Annotated in this window: 19 protein-coding genes and 1 pseudogene; 17 read left to right on the top strand and 3 right to left on the bottom strand. The window is 64.0% G+C overall.

Going from position 1 to position 15,446, the window contains the following annotated elements:
- The first annotated feature begins 14 nt into the window (after nucleotides 1-14).
- The 17 genes and pseudogenes from MKZ35_RS09005 to MKZ35_RS08925 all read left to right on the top strand — a co-directional run bounded on the left by MKZ35_RS09005 (nucleotide 15) and on the right by MKZ35_RS08925 (nucleotide 13,167).
- Nucleotides 15-1,424, top strand: coding sequence for a TolC family protein (locus tag MKZ35_RS09005; RefSeq protein WP_482512904.1), 1,410 nt, complete (start codon nucleotides 15-17; stop codon nucleotides 1,422-1,424).
- 48 nt (nucleotides 1,425-1,472) lie between these two features.
- Nucleotides 1,473-2,561: an efflux RND transporter periplasmic adaptor subunit gene (locus MKZ35_RS09000; RefSeq protein WP_482512903.1), complete on the top strand. Its 1,089-nt coding sequence runs from the start codon at nucleotides 1,473-1,475 to the stop codon at nucleotides 2,559-2,561.
- 124 nt (nucleotides 2,562-2,685) lie between these two features.
- Nucleotides 2,686-3,906 (top strand): annotated as a pseudogene (locus tag MKZ35_RS08995) (efflux RND transporter permease subunit); the annotation flags it as partial.
- Nucleotides 3,907-3,974: 68 nt separating this feature from the next.
- Nucleotides 3,975-5,819, top strand: coding sequence for an efflux RND transporter permease subunit (locus MKZ35_RS08990; protein ID WP_482512902.1), 1,845 nt, complete (start codon nucleotides 3,975-3,977; stop codon nucleotides 5,817-5,819).
- Nucleotides 5,820-5,863: 44 nt separating this feature from the next.
- Nucleotides 5,864-6,148: a DUF2798 domain-containing protein gene (locus MKZ35_RS08985; protein WP_482512901.1), complete on the top strand. Its 285-nt coding sequence runs from the start codon at nucleotides 5,864-5,866 to the stop codon at nucleotides 6,146-6,148.
- 47 nt (nucleotides 6,149-6,195) lie between these two features.
- A complete protein-coding gene (locus MKZ35_RS08980; protein ID WP_482512900.1) occupies nucleotides 6,196-6,990 on the top strand; it encodes a hypothetical protein in 795 nt (264 codons plus the stop codon).
- Nucleotides 6,939-7,526, top strand: a complete 588-nt coding sequence (locus MKZ35_RS08975; RefSeq protein ID WP_482512899.1) for a hypothetical protein — start codon at nucleotides 6,939-6,941, stop codon at nucleotides 7,524-7,526. Before MKZ35_RS08980 ends, MKZ35_RS08975 begins: the two co-directional genes overlap by 52 nt.
- Before the next feature lie 180 nt (nucleotides 7,527-7,706).
- A complete protein-coding gene (locus tag MKZ35_RS08970; RefSeq protein WP_482512898.1) occupies nucleotides 7,707-8,024 on the top strand; it encodes a VOC family protein in 318 nt (105 codons plus the stop codon).
- 421 nt (nucleotides 8,025-8,445) lie between these two features.
- Nucleotides 8,446-9,219, top strand: coding sequence for a hypothetical protein (locus tag MKZ35_RS08965; protein ID WP_482512897.1), 774 nt, complete (start codon nucleotides 8,446-8,448; stop codon nucleotides 9,217-9,219).
- 11 nt (nucleotides 9,220-9,230) lie between these two features.
- The gene (locus MKZ35_RS08960; RefSeq protein ID WP_482512896.1) at nucleotides 9,231-9,485 is read left to right on the top strand and encodes a hexameric tyrosine-coordinated heme protein; all 255 of its coding nucleotides are present in this window, start codon (nucleotides 9,231-9,233) and stop codon (nucleotides 9,483-9,485) included.
- Between the two features lie 97 nt (nucleotides 9,486-9,582).
- Entirely contained in the window at nucleotides 9,583-10,164 is a 582-nt protein-coding gene (locus MKZ35_RS08955) for a protoglobin domain-containing protein (RefSeq protein ID WP_482512895.1), read from the top strand.
- Nucleotides 10,165-10,196: 32 nt separating this feature from the next.
- Nucleotides 10,197-10,460 carry a DUF2024 family protein gene (locus MKZ35_RS08950; protein ID WP_035558423.1) on the top strand — a complete coding sequence of 88 codons (264 nt, stop codon included), beginning with the start codon at nucleotides 10,197-10,199 and terminating at the stop codon, nucleotides 10,458-10,460.
- A gap of 26 nt (nucleotides 10,461-10,486) precedes the next feature.
- Nucleotides 10,487-10,768: a hypothetical protein gene (locus MKZ35_RS08945; RefSeq protein ID WP_482512894.1), complete on the top strand. Its 282-nt coding sequence runs from the start codon at nucleotides 10,487-10,489 to the stop codon at nucleotides 10,766-10,768.
- Nucleotides 10,758-11,405 carry a MarR family winged helix-turn-helix transcriptional regulator gene (locus MKZ35_RS08940; protein ID WP_482512893.1) on the top strand — a complete coding sequence of 216 codons (648 nt, stop codon included), beginning with the start codon at nucleotides 10,758-10,760 and terminating at the stop codon, nucleotides 11,403-11,405. The genes MKZ35_RS08945 and MKZ35_RS08940 overlap by 11 nt, the downstream gene beginning before the upstream one ends.
- A 29-nt stretch (nucleotides 11,406-11,434) precedes the next feature.
- The gene (locus MKZ35_RS08935; RefSeq protein ID WP_482512892.1) at nucleotides 11,435-12,061 is read left to right on the top strand and encodes an FMN-binding negative transcriptional regulator; all 627 of its coding nucleotides are present in this window, start codon (nucleotides 11,435-11,437) and stop codon (nucleotides 12,059-12,061) included.
- A gap of 343 nt (nucleotides 12,062-12,404) precedes the next feature.
- Nucleotides 12,405-12,716, top strand: a complete 312-nt coding sequence (locus MKZ35_RS08930) for a cupin domain-containing protein (protein ID WP_482512891.1) — start codon at nucleotides 12,405-12,407, stop codon at nucleotides 12,714-12,716.
- Nucleotides 12,717-12,759: 43 nt separating this feature from the next.
- On the top strand, nucleotides 12,760-13,167 hold the full coding sequence (locus tag MKZ35_RS08925) for a group III truncated hemoglobin (protein ID WP_482512890.1): 408 nt from the start codon (nucleotides 12,760-12,762) through the stop codon (nucleotides 13,165-13,167).
- A gap of 17 nt (nucleotides 13,168-13,184) precedes the next feature.
- On the opposite strand, the gene MKZ35_RS08920 is transcribed toward MKZ35_RS08925, so the two are convergent.
- From MKZ35_RS08920 to MKZ35_RS08910, 3 genes are all read right to left on the bottom strand, one after another.
- Nucleotides 13,185-13,832, bottom strand: a complete 648-nt coding sequence (locus tag MKZ35_RS08920; protein WP_035558529.1) for an MOSC domain-containing protein — start codon at nucleotides 13,830-13,832, stop codon at nucleotides 13,185-13,187.
- Nucleotides 13,833-13,941: 109 nt separating this feature from the next.
- A complete protein-coding gene (locus tag MKZ35_RS08915) occupies nucleotides 13,942-14,700 on the bottom strand; it encodes an aminotransferase-like domain-containing protein (protein WP_482512889.1) in 759 nt (252 codons plus the stop codon).
- A complete protein-coding gene (locus MKZ35_RS08910; RefSeq protein ID WP_482512888.1) occupies nucleotides 14,661-15,416 on the bottom strand; it encodes an aminotransferase-like domain-containing protein in 756 nt (251 codons plus the stop codon). Before MKZ35_RS08910 ends, MKZ35_RS08915 begins: the two co-directional genes overlap by 40 nt.
- Nucleotides 15,417-15,446: the final 30 nt, after the last annotated feature.

Raw genomic sequence — 15,446 nt, 5'->3', positions numbered from 1 at the left:
TTTTTGCTCCGGTTATGAACACTGTAATCTTACCTACCAGTGGTAATAAAGCTTGCCGTTGGCTTGCGCCGCTACTTTTAATCGGTTTAGGACCTGCCTGGCCGGCTGCCGCCCAACTCGCCAACCGCACGCTGCAAGGTTACGTGGAAACGGGCCTGGCTCAAAATGTGGCCCTGCGCCGCGAGGGCATTGCCGTGGCCAGCGCCACCCAGCGAGTACGACAAGCCAACGGCCTCTACCAGCCCCAGGTGCAGCTAGGCGCGACCTACACGCTGGCCAACGGGGGGCGCACCATCAACATCCCGGCCGGCGACCTGGTGAACCCGGCCTACCGGGCGCTGAATGCGCTGACGGGCACCAACCAGTTTCCGCAGGTGGCCAACGTGTCCGAACAGCTGCTGCCCAACAACTTCCAGGAAACCAAAATCCGCATCATCCAGCCGCTCTTTAACACCGACATCTACTTCAACTACAAAGCCCAGAAGGAGCTGTTGTCAGCCCAGGAGGCCCGGCAGGCGGCGTACCGTAACACCCTGCGCCATCAGATTGAGGTGGCCTACTACCAATACCTGCAAGCCGGCGCGGCCGTGGCCGTGTACCGTACCACGGCCAGCACGCTGACGGAGTTGCTGCGTGTCAACAAAGCGCGCCTCGACGCGGGGCTGACCACCAACGACGCCGTGTACAACACCAAGGCCCAGCTGGCCGGCAACCAGCGCGACCTGACCACCGCCGCCAACCGCCGCCAGCTGGCCCGCACCAGCTTCAACTACCTGCTCAACCGGCCCCTCGACGACAGCATTGCCGTGGAGGAACCCACCGGCACCACCCTGGCCGCCGCGCCGGGGGCCACCCTGACCGCCTACCGCACGGCTTCCCTGACCCAGCGGCCCGAGCTGGAGCAGCTGGCCCGCGCCGAAGCGGCCAGCGCCCTGGGCCTGCGCCAACGCCGCGCCGCCCGGCTGTATCCGCAGCTCAACTGGGTGACGGACCTGGGCTACCAGGGCTTCGGCTACCGCTTCGACGTGCCCCAACAGCGGTTTCAGTTCATGCAGTTCGCCCTGAGTTGGGACCTGTTTCGGGGCGGCATCCGGCGCGCCGACGAGCAGCTGGCGCGCCTGGCCCTGGACGATGTGCAGGCCCAGCGCGCCGACCTCGTGCAGCAGTTGCAGCTGCAAGTCACGCAAGCCTACGACAATCTGGCCTCGGCGCGGGCCGCCCGCACGGCCGCCGAGGCGGCTCAGCTCAACGCCGAAAAGAGCTTCCAAATCGTGCGCCGCCGCTACGACGAGGGCCAGGCCATTGTGCTCGAACTGCTCGACGCCACCACCCGCCAAACCACCGCCCAGGTGGCCCGCGTCATTTCCGGCTACGACGTCTTCATCCGCGAAGCCGAACTGCGCCAGGCGCTGGCCGCCGAATAAAACAGCCTTGACCCGAATCAATCACTAGCCTCTCAATCATACATTCCCATGAAGAAGCGCCTCTTTTCTCTTCCTGCCCTGGTGGGTGCCGGGCTAGCCCTTGGACTGCTAAGCGGCTGCCAAAAATCCGAATCCGCGACGGCCGAACGCAGTACCCGACCCAACACCACGGCCACCGACAACGTGGCCGTAATCCTGGCCCCGGTGCAACGCCAGGCCCTGGCCCGGCCCATCGAAGCCGCCGGCCAGCTCAGCAGCGAAACCGAAGCCCGGCTCTCCTTCAAAACCGGCGGCATCGTGCGCCGGGTGCTGGTGGAGGAGGGCGACTACGTGCGCCAGGGCCAGCTGTTGGCCGCCCTCGACCTGACCGAAATCAGCGCCCAGGTGGCCCAGGCCGAGCAGGGCCAGACCAAAGCCCGGCGCGACGTGGAGCGCTTCGGCCGCCTGCTGGCCGATTCCGCCGCGCCGCTCGAAGCGGTGCAGAACCTGCGCACGGCCTACGCCGTGGCCCGGGAGCAGGCCCGCATTGCCCGCTTCAACCAGCAGTTTTCCGAAATCCATGCCCCGGTGGCCGGGCGCATCGTGCGCAAGCTGCTCAATGAGGGCGAGCTGGCCGCACCTGGCACCCCGGCGTTTTTCATGAACGCCACCAAAGGGGCTGGCACCTGGACGCTGAAAGCCGCCGTGGCCGATAAGGACTGGGCGCGCCTGCAAGTGGGCGACGCCGCCGAGGTGCACCTCGACGCCTACCCCGACCGCCTATTCCGGGGCCGGGTGAGCCGCCGCGCCGCCGGGGCCGACCCGGCCAGCGGCACCTGGCAAATCGACGTGCGCGTGGACGCCCAGCCCGCCGCGCCGCTGGCCACCGGCCTGTTTGCCCGCGCCACGCTGCGCCCCCGCCAACAAGCCACCTACCACATCGTGCCGGCCGACGCGCTGGTGGAAGGCGAGGGCGACGACGCCTTCGTGTTCGCGCCCGTGGGCCGGGGTGCGGGCAAGGTCCGCAAGCTGCCGGTCAAAGTCGCCTTCCTCGACGGCAGTCGGGTGTACGTGCGCGTCGGCCTCGATTCGGTGCCCCAGGTGGTGGCCGGCGGCGCGGGCTTTCTGACCGAGTATTCCACGATTCAGGTGCGCTGATTGATTGGTAATCAGGCCCACGGAACGTCATGTTGAGCGTAGCGCAGCGAAGTCGAAGCATCTCTACCGCAGCAGTAATTCAATCGGCCCAACAAAGCGGTAGAGATGCTTCGACAAGCTCAGCATGACCGTCCATTTTGCCCTCATAGTCCCCAAACCCCCAAATCCCATGCGCCGCTTCATTACTTTTTTCGTCACCAACCGCTCGTTCACTGCCATTCTGTTCGTGGCGCTGCTGGCGGCGGGGCTGCAATCCCTGCTCACCATGCCGCGCGGCGAAGACCCGGAGGTGGACTTTCCCACGTTTACGGTGGTGGCCGTGTACCCCGGCGCCTCGCCCGCCGACGTGGAAGACCAGGTGGTGCAACCCCTGGAAAAACGCTTCAACGAGCTGGATAACGTCAAAAAAATCAACTCCACGGCCGACGACGGGCTGGCCATCATTCAGGTCGAGTACGACTTTTCGGTCACGCCCGACGACAAGTACCAGGAGATGGTGCGCGAGGTAAACGCGGCCCGCACGGAGCTGCCGGCCAGCTTGCAAAGCCTGGAAATCAAGCGGTTTCAGTCTTCCGACGTGAACGTGTACCAGTACGCGCTGCTGGGCCCTAACGCCTCGTATGAGCAGCTCGAATTCTGGGCCGAAAAGCTCCAGGACGAGCTGGAGCAGCGCGTGCCGGGCTTCAAGACGGTGGACACCTGGGGCTACCCCCAGCGCGAGGTGCGCGTGGCCCTGAACCTGGAAAAGCTGGCCCGCCAGAACATTCCGGCCGCCGCCATCCTGGGCGCGCTGCAAAGCGAAAACCTCAACATTCCCGGCGGCAGCGTGGAAGTCGGGAGCCGGCGCTTCAACCTCAAAACCAGCGGCGACCTGCGCACCCTGCCCGAAATTGAAAGCACGGTGGTGTACGCCCAGGGCGGCAAAATCGTGCAGCTGCGCGACGTGGCCGACGTGCGCTTTGCCTACGAAGAAGCCCGCCACATTACCCGCCTCGACGGGGTGCGCGGCGTGCTCGTCACGGCCACCCAGAAGCCGGGGCAGAACATTTTCAACCTCCGCGACCAGGCCGAGCCGGTGGTGGCCGCCTTCACCAAAACCCTGCCCCAGAACATCCGGCTGGTCAAGTCCTTCGACCAGTCGGCCAGCGTGGGGGCGCGGCTGGGGCGGCTGGGCAAGGACTTCGGCCTGGCCATTCTGCTGGTGAGCCTGACGCTGCTGCCGCTGGGCTGGCGGGCGGCGCTGGTGGTCATGATTTCCATTCCGCTCTCGCTGAGCGTGGGCCTGTTTCTGCTCGATGCGCTGGGCTTCACCATCAACCAGCTCAGCATCGTAGGCCTGATTGTGGCCCTGGGCATTCTGGTGGATGATGCCATTGTGGTGGTCGAGAACATCGAGCGGTTTTGCGCGCCGGGGTGGAGCGCACCCGCGCCGTCATCGAGTCCACGGCCCAGCTGGGGCTGGCCGTGGTGGGCGTCACGGTCACGCTCATCATTGCCTTCGTGCCCTTGCTGCGCCTGCCGGCCGGGCCGGGAGCCTTCATTCGCGGGCTGCCCACGGCGGTGGTCACGGCCGTGGCGGCTTCGCTGCTGGTCTCGCTCACCATCGTGCCGTTTCTGGCCCGGCTGCTGCTGCGGCCCGCCGCCAACCCCGAGGGAAATATCTTCCTGCGGGCGTTGCACCGGGGCGTGGATTTGACCTACGGCCGCCTCATGCACGGGGCGCTGCGCCGCCCCCGGCTGGCGCTGGCGGTGGCCTTCGGAGTGGTGGGCGTGGGGCTGGGTTTCGCGGTGCCGCAGATGGGTTTCAGCCTGTTTCCGAAGGCCGAAAAGCCCCAATTTCTGGTGAACGTGGAGCTGCCCAACACGGCCGGTTTGCCCGAAACCAACCGCATAGCTCGCGACGTGGAGCGGGTGCTGGCCCGCCACCCGGAAATTGTGCATTACACCACCAACGTGGGCAAGGGCCAGCCGAGCATCTATTACAACGTGCCCCAGCGCAACGAGCAGCCCAATTTCGCCCAGATTTTCGTGCAGTGCAACACCGAGACCTGGGAGGAGAAAAACGAGCTGGTGCAGCGCCTGCGCCGCGAGCTGTCCGTTTACCCCGCCGCCCGCGTCGAGGTCAAGGACTTCGAGCAGGGCCCGCCGCTGGAAGCGCCCGTGGCCGTGCGCCTCTTCGGCGACAACCTCGACACGCTGCGCCGCCTCTCGCTGGTGGTGGAACGGGAGCTGCGTGCCATTCCCGGCACCACCTATATCTACAACCCGGTGGCTACCCGCCCCACCGACCTGAAGGTCGTCATCAACAAGGAAAAAGCGAGCCAGCTCGGCATTGCCACGGCCGACATCGACCGCACCGTGCGCCTGGCCGTGGCCGGCATCCGGGCCGCCGAGCTGACACCCGGTGACGGCCAGGACAAGCTGCCGGTGAACGTGACCCTGGCCCGGTCCGGCTTCCAGCGCCTCGACGTGCTCGACCGCCTCTACGTGCCCACCGCCACCGGCCGGGTGGTGCCGCTGCGCGAGGTGGCCGACGTGCGCCTGCAAACCGCCGCGCCCGCCATCCGCCACCTCGACCAGGCCCGCTACACCACCGTCAACGCCTTTGCCCAGGACGGCTACCTCTACGCCACGCTGCAAAAAGCCGCGCAGGAGCGGTTGGAGAAGCTGAAGTTTCCAGCCGGCTACTCCTTCCGCATGGCCGGGGAGCAGGAAAACAAGGACGACGCGCTGGAGGGCTTCGGCACCACCATTCTGCTTTCGGCCTTCGCCTTCGTGCTGGTGCTGGTGCTCGAATTTGGCAGCATCAAAAGCACACTCATCGTGCTGTCGGTGGTGCCGCTGGGCGCGGTGGGGGGCGTTTTGGCGCTGCACCTGGCCGGCTACCCGTTCTCGTTCACGGCCATCATCGGCTTCGTGGCCCTCATCGGCATCGAAATCAAAAACTCCATCCTGCTGGTCGACTACACCAACCAGCTCCGAGAGCAGGGCCAGCCGCTGGAGCAGGCCATCGAGGCGGCCGGCGAAACCCGCTTCATCCCCATCCTGCTCACCACCTGCACGGCCATCGGCGGCCTGATTCCGCTGATTCTGGAACCGGCCCCGCTCTACACGCCGCTGGCCTGGGTGCTCATCGGCGGGCTGCTCTCGTCGCTGCTGCTCTCGCGCATCGTGACGCCGGTGCTCTACAAGCTGTTTCCACCCGACATCAAGCTGCCGGCCGAGGCGGAGCCTGCGCTGGAAACAGCGGTGGCGTAGCCCGGCGCTGGCTCCATTTCCGTCCGCTCCATATTCGCCCGCCCATGAAACTTGAAACCAAGCGCTTGCTGCTTTTTGGGGTGCTCATCACCATGACTACCTCGCTCTACGTGACCTTCCTGGGCACCTGGCTTACCTACGGTATTCGCCCCGGTTTCCTCAGCCAGTGGCTCCGCGGCGTGCCGCGGGCCTACTTGGTAGTGCTGCCCTACATTCTGCTCATGGGGCCACTGGTGCAGCGGCTGGTGCACCGGCTGCTCCCCGCTCCACCCGCGCCCCAGGCCGACGCACCCATCCAGCGCCAGTTGGGGAATGAGGCTGGTGCCTAAAGCGCAGGCCGCTTCCATTTCCGTTCTATCCACATTTCACCTGACTCATGGATTATCCAACAGAAGGTTTCCTGATGAGCGCTCCGCCGGTACCCACTTGGGTTGTCAGCGTCGTGCTGAGCGTGTGCGTGTCGGTGTTTGCCCTTACCTGGCGGGGCATCAGCGAAGTGGCCCGCCGCCTTTTCTCACCGGAGAAGGCGTGGCGCATTTCCACACGGGTGGCAGCAGGGCTGATTACCTGGTTGCTGGCCGGCGTGTTTCTCACGACCGTGGTCCGGCTGCCCAACACCACCTCCGCCGGCGTAGTGGCCCCGCTGGTCTGGGTAGGGTTGCTGGTAGTCATCGGTTATGGCGCGCGGTTCGTATCATCCGGCTACCTGGCCTTCGTGCTGGCCATTCCCCAAAGCTGGCTCATCGGCTTGCAGTTTTACCGCGTCCTCGGCGTAATATTCCTGGTACTGCTGGCCCAACGGGTACTGCCGGCCCACTTTGCGTACCCCGCCGGGGTGGGCGACTTGTTGGCGGGCCTGCCCACGTTGCCGGTAGCCTATCTCTGCGCCCGCCACCCTGCCCGCGCGCGGGCCGCTGCCTATGCCGTGAACCTGCTCGGAATCATCGACTTCGTCGTGGCGCTGGGCATCGGCACCAACCTGCTCCAGGTCCCGGCCCAGGACCTGTTTGGCGTCTCCGCCGGCACCACCGCCGTGCTGCCCATCTTTCCGCTGGGCCTCATTCCTACGGTCATCATCCCGTTGGGCCTCATGCTGCACCTGCACTCGCTGACCAATTTATGGGAGGCTCCCCCGGCAAATGCCCCGCTGCCGGGCCCGGTCAGCCGCTAGCATTCGTCATCCTCACCCGCCGCTTCTCGCTGATGGAAACCACTGCCTACACCCCGTCTGAAGTTGACCACTTCCTACGCCACCAGATGCCGCAGCTGCTGGCTCAGCTCACGCCCGAACACCCAGCCGCGTGGGGCAGCATGAGCCCTCAGCACATGGTCGAGCACCTGGCCGCTGCCGTGCGCCTTTCCAACGGCCGCTTTCACGTCCCGACCGTCCAGGGCCCCCACGAGCAGCGCCGCCTTTGGCTACTGACTGACGCGCCCTTCGCGCCCAACTCCCGCAACCCCGTGCTGCCGCCCGAGCCGCTTTCCCTGCGGCTGCCCTCGCTGGCCGACGCCCGACAGGCGCTGGATGCTGAGATGGTGGAGTTTTACCGCTACTTCGCCCGGCAACCCGATGCCACGCCCGTGCACATGGCCTTTGGCGAGCTGAGCTTTTGGCAGTGGCAGTGGTTTCATTTCAAGCACTTCGGGCACCACCTGCTGCAATTTGGCTTGCTGCCGGCGAGCCTCTTTCCGCGCCTCGTTGCCTAATCCAGCAGCGAGGGCCTGCGAGCATTTGAATTTTCTACCTACTCACCTGGCAAATCCCCAAGGCTTGCGCGGTAGACCCATCAATTCTCACTGTCTCTTCATTGCCTGCCACTTTTAAGCCGCTAACTCCCAGTTCGCTGGAATGCGGGCTTTCTTCCGCTCTTCTTCGCTGCTTTATTTATGCCTCATTTGTTGGTCCGTCTCACCGTTCACGTTCCTAACGTGTGGCAAACTTGCGAGTGGTATCGCCAGGTGTTCGGCTTCACCGCCATCCTCAGCGCTGATGCCACTGCCGCCCGCCTCGATGTGCCCGGCCAGCGCTTGGTTTTTGCCGTCCACGCCGCGCAGGAGCAGGTCTTCAGCCGCCGCCACCTCAACTCGTTCCTGTCCGACCCGGCTGCTTTTCACCTCAATATCGTCACGGCCGACGTGCAGCAGTTGTTCGACCATGCCCTGACTCACGGGGCTGTGCCCGTGCGTGACCCCGGCCCACGATGAACACGGCCAAGCAGTGGCCAGTTTACGCGACCTGAATGGTGTCCTCATTCAACTAATTCAGCTCCCGTTACCCAACGCGGAAAGTTAGGTATAGGTTGATGTATACCTGCATAGGCAAACCAACCACCTCATGTGGGCTACCCAGCCCGCCCCGGACCTCACGTTTCGCTGACTGCTGGAGGGATTAGTGAAGCACGCCGAGGCCGTGGCACTGGGTTCAATCTTCTGATTGAGCATCGGCCAGGCGGTGTACGCCCGTAACCCGCTTCCCACGCCACCACGCTCAGAGAGTTGCATCTCACAAATCAGCGAGATGGACCACAATTTTTTTATGGTCTGGTCCAGCCTCCGGAATAGATTATTTAGTTAGGAGTACAAACTACTTTTGACGGGTCATTCACCATCAAAAGCTTTGTGCTCCATGAAAAAATCCGTTTTGACGCTGGCCCTGCTCAGCGCTTTCGCTACTGCCGGCCGGGCGCAATCAGCCGCCGCCGGCAAAGCCTACGCCACGGCCGACTACACGCCCAAAAAAGCCGCCGTCAATTACCTGCCCGAGCTGGAAACGCTCGTCTTCGAATTTCAGGTAGCGGGCAGCGCTGGCAAAACCCAGCCGAAGCCGGCCGGCAAAACCGACGGCGCGCCCGTGCTCGGCTATGTGTTCCCGACCACGCTCAAATCCACCGATATTGGGATGGCCGCCACCGAGGGCATTGTGGCCCTGGCGCTGACTTCGCACCCCGATTTTGAGGACACCCCGCTGTGGGACGAAAACGGCGACGGCGACTACAACAACGACGGGCTGGTGTGGCACGCCCACTGGGTGGTGCTCATCAAAGACAGCCGTGTGGCGGGCGGCTTCTCGGTCAAGGAGTTCGGCGCGATGAAGGCAATGGCCGGCATGGACCACATGAGCGCGCCCGCCGCCGCCCCCAAAATGCCGCCCACCAGCACGCCCAGCATGGGTATGTACATGGACTCGCCGGGCTTCACCGTCACGATGAAGGGCAATACCGGCCGCGCCGTGGTGCCGCTCGACCGCATCAACCATAAGCGGGATTTCAAATTCGACCTCGTTACCTGCTACATGGAGGTTAACGCCTCGGACAAGAACCGGCCCATGCTCGGCGTGTACCAGGTGTACGGGGTGCTATCGGGCAACCTCTCGCTGCCCTACACGGTGGCCGCGAAATAAGCGCTGCCGCCATGCCCGATTTGCAACTTGTGCCCGGCAACAGCCTGCTCACGGCCACGCCGGAAGAAGGCCGCCAGCTCGCCGTCAAACTGGCCCGCCTGGTCATCAAGCTCACCCAACCCGACGACGAAAAGCGCCGGCAGCAGCGCGCCCTCTACGCCGAAGACCCGCGGATGCTCATTGCCATCGGCCAGACCGTCGCCACCGAATTTGCCACCGTTGCCGCCGCCAACGGTTACTGGCGCAACCCGCCGGCGGCTGGTTAATCATTCCTTTTACTTCGCAAAGCCTGTTTTTGCCCGCCTCCCGGCGGGGCCGGGCTTGCCTATTTCTCACTTTTCTCAACTTCTTGCCCCCATTCTCATGGAAAACCCCACCATCCCCGGCTACGCCTACGGGCAGGTCAGCCGCTCACCCGTCTCGCTCGAAGAGCTGGATTTGCTCAAGCAAACGGTGCTTTTTTCGGCCGACGACGAACAGGCGCTGCGTATGGCCGGCCAGGTGCTGGCCCCGCAAACCGATGCCATCCTCGACGTGTGGTACGGCTTCGTCGGCGCTCACCCGCACTTGCTGCGCTACTTTTCCTCTAATCAGCAGCCCGACGGCAACTACCTCGCCCGCGTCCGGGCGCGGTTCGGGCAGTGGATTCTGGATGTCTGCAACCGGCCCTACGACCAGCAGTGGCTCGATTACCAGCACGAAATCGGCCTACGTCACACCGCCGCCAAAAAGAATGCGACCGACCACGCCGCCGCCGAGCTGCTCATTCATTTGCGCTACCTAACGGCCTTCGTCGTGCCGCTCACGGTCACCATCAAGTCGTTCCTGCAAAACGGCGGGCACACGGAGGCCGAAGTGGAGGCCATGTACGGTGCCTGGTTCAAGGCCGTCACCCTCACCGCCACGCTCTGGAGCTACCCCTACGTGAAAGAGGGGCAATTCTGATTTCTCTCACTTGGTTTAACTGTTGTACTATCATGGGAGTCGCCGTTTACGATACCTACGTCCGCAAAAAGGACAGCAGCGTGATGCACTTCGATATTCTGGTGCCCGACACGCTCACGAATAAAGAAACCATTTACGGCTACGGCCGCGAGTACCTGAAAAGCAAGGGCCAGGAAGGACTGGCGCTGACGGCCCAGGAGTGCGCCTTTTGCCACGTCGAGCAGCCGACCCTGGAAATGGAAGCTGCTCTCCAGCTGAAGGGTTACTACATCATCGAAATGCAGGGGTGCCAGTAGGTGCCCCTGCTTTACCCTCCCAACCCATGCTGCCGTACCAGCCCATCGACTGTGCGTTTCACGACCTGCTGGAAGCCACCATCACGTGGCGCACCTACTCGCACCTGCAATACTTCACCGACCTTTGGGAGTTCACCACCGTGACGACGCTGCTCAAGGACCTGACCAGCGAGCGGCACGCCGACGGGCTGGCCGAGTACCTCGTCATCGGCACCGGCGAGCGGATTCGGCTCGACCGGGTGGTGAACGTGAACGGCACGTTTGCGCCGCCTTTTCGTAACTACCTGGACTTCACTTGTGACTGCTGAACCCGCCCCCAACACGCCCTTCGACCCCGACCAGCAAAACCACCCGCCCAGCGTGGACCGCAAAATTGTGGCCGCGCTGGAGCGGTTGAGCGGGGTGTTCCGGCTGTTGCTCTGGCAGCAGGCCACCGGGGAAGGACTGAGTCCCTTGCAGTTGCAGCTGCTGGTGTTTTTGCGGTTTCACCGGCCCGGCCAAGACACCGTGAGCCACCTGGCCCGCGAGTACCACGTGAGCCGCCCGACCGTGAGCGAGGCCGTGAAAACCCTCGAACACAAGCAGCTGGTGCAGCGCCACGCCGACCCGGCCGACCTGCGCAGCCACGCCCTGCGCCTCACGCCCGCGGGCCAGGCGCTGGCCGACCGTGCCAGCCAGTTTGCCGGGCCGCTGCACCAGCCGGTGGCCCGCCTGCCGGCCCGCCAAAAGCTGAGCCTGTACCAGGGCCTGTTTGGGGTGATTGATGAGTTGCAGCAGGCCGGCGTGATTCCGGTGCAGCGCATGTGTTTTTCCTGCCGGTTTTATGGGCAGCAGCCGGCCGGCGGCCACTTTTGCCACTTGCTGCAAATCCCCCTGGAAGGGGCGCAGCTGCGCATTGACTGCCCCGAGCATGAAGTCGCTGTTTCGGAAACCGTAATTTTATAAATCCCGAACGCTTTATTCCAACCACTGGCATGTATACCCCTGCTCATTTTGTCGAAACCCGCGTTGACGTAATGCACGACCTGATGCGGGCTTGTCCGCTAGCCAACCTAGTGGTGGCGACGGCCACTGGTTTGGTGGCCAACCACATTCCCCTGCTCGTAGCCGAGCAGCCGGTGCCCTATGGCACGCTGCAAGGTCACATCGCACGAGCCAACCCACTATGGCGCGTTTTCCAGCCCGAGACTGAGGCTCTGGTCATTTTTCAAGGGTCGGATGCCTACATCAACCCGGGCTGGTACCCGACCAAACAGGAGAACGGCAAGGTGGTTCCGACCTGGAACTACGCGGTGGTGCACGCCTATGGCACATTGCGCATCATCGACGATGCCGCGTGGGTACGGGCCCAAATCGAGTTGCTTACGGCCCGGCAGGAGGCAGCCAGTGCCCAACCCTGGCAACTAAGTGATGCCCCGGCCACCTTCATCGACGGCCTCTTAGGGGCGGTGGTGGGCATCGAACTCACCATCACCCGTTTGGAAGGCAAATGGAAGGCGAGCCAGAACCAGTCGGAACGGAACCGGGTAGGAGTAGTCGACGGCCTCCAAGCGCGGCAGCGCCCCTACGACCAGGACATGGCGGAGCTGGTCACCCAATAAATAGTTTTATACCAAACGTCCCGCCCCGCGAAAGGTCCGTAGTTGGTTGCCGGCGCGGCACCAAAGTGTACTGCTCGATGAAGCCACCAAATCGGTGACGTGCAGGCTACTGGAAAGGTATGCCTCGCACTTGCAACGGGCCTGCCAACGCCACGATATCGGGCCAGTGCTGGCACTGTGGAATGAGCTATTTGAGTAGCAGCCGCACCGGCGGCCCGGCGGCTTAGCCGCAGCAACCACTGCCACTCTCAGGCAACTTTTGCCTCCTCATCAGTCGTCGCCAAAATGGTTGATGGCAACGGGCCGCAGCTGGCGAATTACCCTCATTTTACTCATCTTGTTTATGGCGTTTCCCCTCATTTCCGGTAGTATGCTCGACGGACTGCACCCGCCCATTGGCGAGCAAAAAGGTCTAATTCTATTAAATCGGGACGGCCAGAAAATTATTTACAAAACCTTCCACGACGGCGAAACCATGCCCACGCACCAGTACGCCGGCGGCGACGTATTAGTGGTGGTGCTCGCTGGCAAGCTGGCCGTTACGCAGGAAGAAACTACCGTGGACGTGCAAGCCGGCGACTACGTGATTTTCGCGGCCGGGGCCCCGCATTCGCTGGCCTGCCAGCAGGCCGCCCGCATCCTCATTTACCGATAAGGGAGCCAGCTTTTCCCGCTGTTTTCTTAACCGATTCCCCCTCATGGCCCCCTCCGCTTTAGCTGACATCCGCGAGCAGGACGACATCCGCCGGCTCATCGACGCCTTCTACGCGCGAGTACAAGCGGACGAGCTGTTGGGGCCGGTGTTCGCCGCCCGCATTCCGGCCGGCCACTGGCCCCAGCACCTCGACACCATGACGCGCTTCTGGACGGCCGCCCTGTTGGCGCAAGCGGCTGGCTACCGCGGCAACCCAGGGGCCAAGCACATGTACCTGCCAATTGAAGACGCCCACTTTACCCGCTGGCTCGCCTTGTTTGGGCAAACGGTGGACGAGTCGTTTGCCGGCGACAACGCCACGGAAATGAAGCTGCGCGCCCGAAAAATGGGGGAAATGTTCAAGGCCAAGATAGCCTCGGCCCGTGCCGGCGGCATTGTGCCGGTGCTATAAGTCCGGAGCAGATTGATTTAAATGGCCGCGCTAGCCAGCTGTTTTACAAACACGTCGCGCCAGGAAGGGGGCAAAAAGGGCAGACGGATAATCTGCTCAAGTAATGCCACATCCGGGTGCGGCAGGTAGCGGCAATCCGACACGTCCTGAATGGTTATCGGATACGGCGAGCGTTCGACCAGCTCCAGGGCGTCGCCCGCTTGTAGCACTCCGGTTTGCTCGACCCGGAAGTAAATACCCAATCGGCGGGCATCCTGAAACTGCTTCACCAGGCGTTCGTCGTTCAGCCGAATGCCCAGCTTGAAGCAGGGCTGGCGGGGCTGCACAGCGCGCAATACCGCGGTGCCGGCCCGAAAACAATCCCCCAACCGCACCTCGCTTTCCAGCAGGCCGGCGGTGGTCAGATTTTCGCCGAACGCTCCCAGCATCAGCAGCTCGGCCGGCACCAGCCCGTGCCAGTAGGCGTAATGCTCTTGGGGGTAGGCGTACACCGCCTTGCCGGGGCCGCCGTGCACCCGTAGGTCGGCTTGGCCGTCACCGGCCAGGTTTTCGGCGTGTACCGCCACCGCTCCCTTCACAGGCTGCTTGAAAATACCGGTGCTCACAACTTTGCCCTTCCAGATTACTTCACGGGGCTGGCCAACATTGACGGATACGATGTGCATAAAAAAGAGCAATAGAGGGTGCAAAGCTGCTTTGGTCGGCTAAAATACCGGGCAATTCGCTCCCTGACCAAGCTGGCCCACCTGGTTTGATACTATCGGTCCCCTCCCCTTAGGGCCGCAATTGATGCAGCACGGCTCCCAGCTGCGCTACGCCGTGCGCCAGCTCTTCGGGCGTGAGCGCCGCGTAGCCCAGCCGCACGGCATTGGCGGCCGGTTCGCCCACATAATAGCGGCTGCCCGGCGTGATGATTACTTTGCGCAGCCGCAAGTCTTCCACCAACCGCTCCACATCCACGTCGGCACGGAACTCCACCCACAGCGCCAGGCCCCCGGCGGGCAGTACGAAGTTTAGCTGGTTGCCCGGTAGGCGGCGCAGGCCGTCGGCCAGCGCGTCGCGGCGGGCGTGGTAGGCCGCGTGCGCCCGGCGGGCGTGCCGCTTGATTTCGCCCTCCTCAATCAGTTCGGCCACCGCCTGCTCCAGGATGGTGTCGCCCTGCCGGTCCACCAGCGCCCGCAGCCGGCCCAGCGCCGTCACAAATTCCAGCGGGCCCGTCACGTAGCCCACCCGCAAGGCTGGCGCAATGAGTTTGGACAGCGAGCCGATGTAGATAACCACGCCGTGGGTGTCGGCGCTGGCCAGCGGCAGCATGGGCTGGTGCTGGTAATGAAACTCGTGGTCGTAATCGTCTTCGATGATGGCCACCCCGTACCGGGCGGCCAGGGCCAGCAGCTGCACCCGCCGCGCGGCCTTGAGCGTCACCGTGGTCGGAAACTGGTGATGCGGCGTCAGGTACAAGGCCCGCACCGGGCGGCGGCGGCAGAGCTGCTCTAGCTCGTCCACGCACAGCCCTTCCGCATCCACGGCCACCGGGGCCAGCTCGGCCCCCAGCAGCCGGAACGTCTGCCAGGCCGGGGGTAGCCGGGATTTTCCACCGCCACCACATCACCGGGTTGGATGAGCAGACGGGCCGTCAGGTACAAGGCCATTTGGGTGCCCCGCGTCAGGCAAATACCAGCCGGCGTGGTGCTTAGCCCCCGGTCCTGGTTGAGCATCCGGGACAACGCTTCGCGCAGGGGCAGGCTGCCCAGCGGGCTGTCGTAGCCCAGCTGGTTGCGGCGGCCCCGGCCCTGCAACACCCGGCGGTAGGCGCTGGCCAGCGTGGCAATGGGCGCGAGCCGCGCATCCGGGGTGCCGTCGTTGAACACCAGCGCCCCCGGTAAAACCGGAACCGCCAGGTCCGGCTCCAATAGGTTCTGCCACCGGAAGCCCGGCTGCTCGGCCTGGCCGCCGGCGGCCGGCGCAAAGGGCGCCGGGGTACTCTCGGGCAGCCGGCTCGACACGAACGTGCCGCGGGTGTGCTGCGACTCCAGCCAGCCCTGGGCCAGCAATTCCTCGTAGGCCAGCACCGCCGTTTTGCGGTTCACCCCCAGCTGCTTGGCCAGCTCCCGGGTGCCCGGCAGCGCCGTTCCCGGCAGCAGCCGGCCCCGCCGTATTTCACCCGCAATCAGCTCGCCGATTTGCAGATACATGGCCTTGCCCGATGCGAAGTCAGGCTGAAAATTAGTATCCCAGGCGCGCAACATAACTGGACCCGTTGGTTTGTGAAAACTGGA

This window comes from Hymenobacter sp. R533113, from assembly GCF_056835965.1.
This window is presented reverse-complemented; position numbering and strand designations above follow the sequence as displayed.